3 protein-coding genes are annotated in these 3,615 nt (G+C 59.2%); 1 reads left to right on the top strand and 2 read right to left on the bottom strand.

Going from position 1 to position 3,615, the window contains the following annotated elements; genetic code table 11:
* Positions 1–301: hypothetical protein (locus VN887_16525; protein HXT41614.1), on the bottom strand; the 301-nt coding region annotated here is incomplete at its 3' end.
* On the bottom strand, positions 298–831 hold the full coding sequence (lepB, locus tag VN887_16520) for a signal peptidase I (protein HXT41613.1): 534 nt from the start codon (positions 829–831) through the stop codon (positions 298–300). The genes VN887_16525 and lepB, both read right to left, overlap by 4 nt.
* Positions 832–957: 126 nt before the next feature.
* Between lepB and VN887_16515 the strand changes: the two genes are divergently transcribed.
* Complete coding sequence (locus VN887_16515) at positions 958–3,270, top strand: DUF1553 domain-containing protein (protein ID HXT41612.1); 2,313 nt, start codon at positions 958–960, stop codon at positions 3,268–3,270.
* The last annotated feature ends 345 nt before the right edge of the window (positions 3,271–3,615 follow it).

Below are 3,615 nucleotides of genomic sequence, written 5' to 3'. Positions count from 1 at the left end.
GCAAACTGGCGCGCGCGGCCGCAACAGTTTGCCGCAATTCTTCGCGCCCCTGTATTTGTTTCCCTTCCAATCCGGAAGCATCAATGTGCACAACGACGTCCTCGCTGAAGAAACCTGCCAGCTTGTTCGCCCCGGCCAGCCGGACGAGTGGGTTTTCGTTCCCCTTGAGCGACGCGGCTTTCGCGACGTCGGCCAGCAAGCCGCGAAGCCTGCTCTCGTCACTGGGAAATAGTTCGCGGCAGAGCCAAAAGCCCAGCGCCGCCAGCAACACGACCGCGAGAATCGAGACAATTCGTTTCAAAACAGCAGCTTTCCCGTAATCCGGCTTGCGTCCACTCTGCCGTGCTCGTGCCACCGGCCCGGCATCGAACGGTTGTCCCCGACAACGTAATACTCGTGTTCACCAAGCCGCACCTCCGGTTCCTCCCACGGCTCGCGCGGTGCGCGGACGTAGGGTTCATCCAGCTTTTCCCCGTTGATGTAAACATTGCCGCGATGAACCGCGACGCGTTCGCCCGGCAAACCGATGACCCGCTTCAGGTACATGCGCCGCTCGCCGGCAATGCGGATGGCCACGACGTCGCCGCGCTTTGGGAGGCTGTACCGGTACGCCAGTCGCTCCACCAGGCCGATGCGCCCGTTGTGATAGGTGGGTTCCATGCTGATCCCTTCAATGCGAACGCCGATGAAAACGAACCTGAACAGCACGAACACACCGGCGACCAGCACAACCAGCCGCACGAGCGTCCGTTTCGGCTGGCGGCCCACCAGCAATCGCAACCACGGCGAGGCGACTTCCGATGAAGGCGGCTTGGTGCTGGCTTGGTCCACTTGATCCTGTTCAACACGGGGTTCGGCATTTAGTTTCACACGCGGGCCAAAGTCGCAAGCTGAGAAAATGGCATTTACAGCAGGCGCAAATTCGACCAATTTAGGCTCGTACCAGCCAACTCAGGCATGAAACGCCGTTTGTCCAAGTCGTTTTTGAAGGCGGTTTCCCGCTCTGGCTCGGTTGCGGTTTCGTTTGCCGCCGTATTCCTCGCCGCAGTCGCGCCCTCCAGTCGCGCCGGTGACGCCGCAACTTTTACTTCGGCAGAACGCGGTTACTGGGCTTTCCAAAAAGTTACCCATCCCGTTCCACCCAAGGTGAGCCACCCTGGCTGGATACGCCGTCCCGTGGATGCCTTCATTCTCGCACGTCTCGAGGCCGGCGGACTCAAACCCGCGCCGCCCGCCGACAAGGTCACGTTGCTGCGGCGCGCGACGTTTGACCTGACCGGCCTGCCGCCGACACCGGAGGAAGTGGATGCCTTCCTTGCTGACGACTCCCCGAAGGCGTTCGATCGGGTGGTGGACCGCCTGCTGGCGTCACCGAGGTACGGCGAGCGCTGGGCGAGGCACTGGCTTGATCTGGCGCGATATGCCGAGAGCGAGGGCTTCAAGGCCGATGAAATCCGTCCCAACGCGTGGCGCTATCGTGATTATATCATCAAATCGTTCAATGACGACAAGCCCTACGACCGCTTCATCCGGGAACAAATCGCCGGTGACGAACTCTGGCCGGACGACCCCGACGCGCGTGTGGCGACCGCATTTAATCGTCATTACCCCGATGAGAGCAACGCCCGCAATTTGATGCAGCGACGCCAGGAGATTCTGAACGACATCACCGACACGACCGGCGCAGTATTCATGGGTTTGACGGTCGCCTGCGCCCGGTGTCACGACCACAAATACGATCCGATCCGGCAATCCGACTATTACCGCTTGCAGGCATTCTTCGCCAACTCGGGCGCGGACGACAACATTCCGCTGGTTTCCGAAAAAGAGTTGAACCGACACCGCAAACAACTGGCGGAGTGGGAGGAGAAAACCCGGGATATCCGCGACGCTATGAGCGCCATCGCAGAGCCGCACCGCCGCGCCATCATCAAGGACTACGTGGACAAGTATCCCCAGGAGATTCAGGACGCCTTGAACAAATCTGCCGCAGAACGCACGCCGATCGAATGGCAGATGGTTCACAAGGCCAACCAGTACCTCGATCCGGCCTCCTATCAATACCTCGCACCGGATTCCGCGGTCGAAGGCCGGTTGAAAGGCGCGGAGAAGAAGCGGTGGGACGAGCTGAAAACGGAGTTGAAAAAATACGCGCCGCTCAAACCCGCGGACCTGCCCATTGGCACGGGCATCGCCGACGTCGCGCCGTCGCCGCCGGAGACCCACGTCTTGAGGCGTGGCGTTTATGACGCACTCCAACAGGAAGTGCAACCCGGCTTCCTCCAGATCCTTGATCCGAACCCGGCAAGGGTCGCGCCGGTGAAATGGCTCCACTCGAGCGGCCGGCGAACGGCTCTGGCGACTATTTTAACCGACCCAAAAAACCCGCTGACTGCGCGCGTGATGGTGAATCGGGTCTGGCAATATCACTTCGGACGCGGCATCGTCGGAACACCGAGCGATTTCGGCATCAAAGGCGAGCGGCCCTCCCACCCTGCCCTGCTTGACTGGCTCGCCACCGAATTCATCCGCAGCGGCTGGAGCATCAAACAGCTCCATCGTCTCATCATGACTTCAAACACATACCGCCAGTCATCGCGCTTCGACGAACTCGCGGCAAAAACCGACCCGGACGACAGATTGCTCTGGCGGTTTCCCCGGCAGCGGCTCGAAGGTGAGGAGATCCGCGACGCGGCGCTCGCGGTGTCCGGCCTGATCAATCTGAAGATGGGCGGACCGAGTGTTTTCCCCGAACTGCCCCCCGGGATGAATCCGACCTACAGCGGCTGGAAAACGACCGCAGACGAGGCAGAGAGGAATCGCCGAAGCATCTACGTCTTCGTCAAACGCAACACGCGTTATCCTCTTTTTGAAAGCTTCGACATGCCGGATACGCACGAGAGTTGCCCGCGCCGAAACGTCACGACCACGCCGCTGCAGGCGCTCAACCTGCTGAACAGCGAACTGACGTTGAAGTGGGCGGAAAACTTCGCCGGTCGCGTCATCAAGTCGGCGGGCGCCGACCCGGACAAACAAATCGAGGCCGCCTACCGCCTCGCTTTCTCGCGCCGGCCTGATAACGCGGAAGTGCAGACGCTCAGCAGTTTCTTTGCGCGGCATCACGACATTATCGCTGATCGTCTGGCAAAAAACGAAGCGCTGGCGTTGCCGCCCGAATTGCCGGATAATGCGGACAAGGCCGAAGCCGCGTCGCTGGTGGATCTCTGCCACATGCTGATCAACGCGAATGAGTTTGTATATCGGAATTAGCAAGTGGATATCTAGGAAAGAATGATGAATACTGAATTGAGTAGATAGTCATAAACCAGCCTGGCATTTGACGGAGCAACTTGAAAAGCAAAAGACAAAACTGTAGTCGCATCGTGCGCTTCGCGGAAACAAAGGCGCCATGCGGGATTCAAAAATGGATTCTTATCTCCATTTTAGCAGCATTGGCTCATTTTTGCACGAGTTGTGCGTCGATTGATCCTAATGCTGCCACCGATAGGTATTGGAGTACTCCGCAACCCCCGCCAACTTACGGCTACTTTTCGATCGGGAAGTGAAAAACCACCAATCTCACACCCTCCCGGCAACTTCCCGCCGCGACTTTCT

It is taken from the genome of Candidatus Angelobacter sp. (genome assembly GCA_035607015.1).
In the GTDB taxonomy this organism is placed as follows: domain Bacteria; phylum Verrucomicrobiota; class Verrucomicrobiia; order Limisphaerales; family AV2; genus AV2.
The sequence above is the reverse complement of the archived record's forward strand: the minus strand, read 5'-3'. Positions and strand labels throughout refer to the sequence as shown.

Excerpts from the sequence above, each read along its gene's own strand:
- VN887_16515 (HXT41612.1), top strand. The coding sequence starts at position 958 with ATGAAACGCCGTTTGTCCAAGTCGTTTTTGAAGGCGGTTTCCCGCTCT.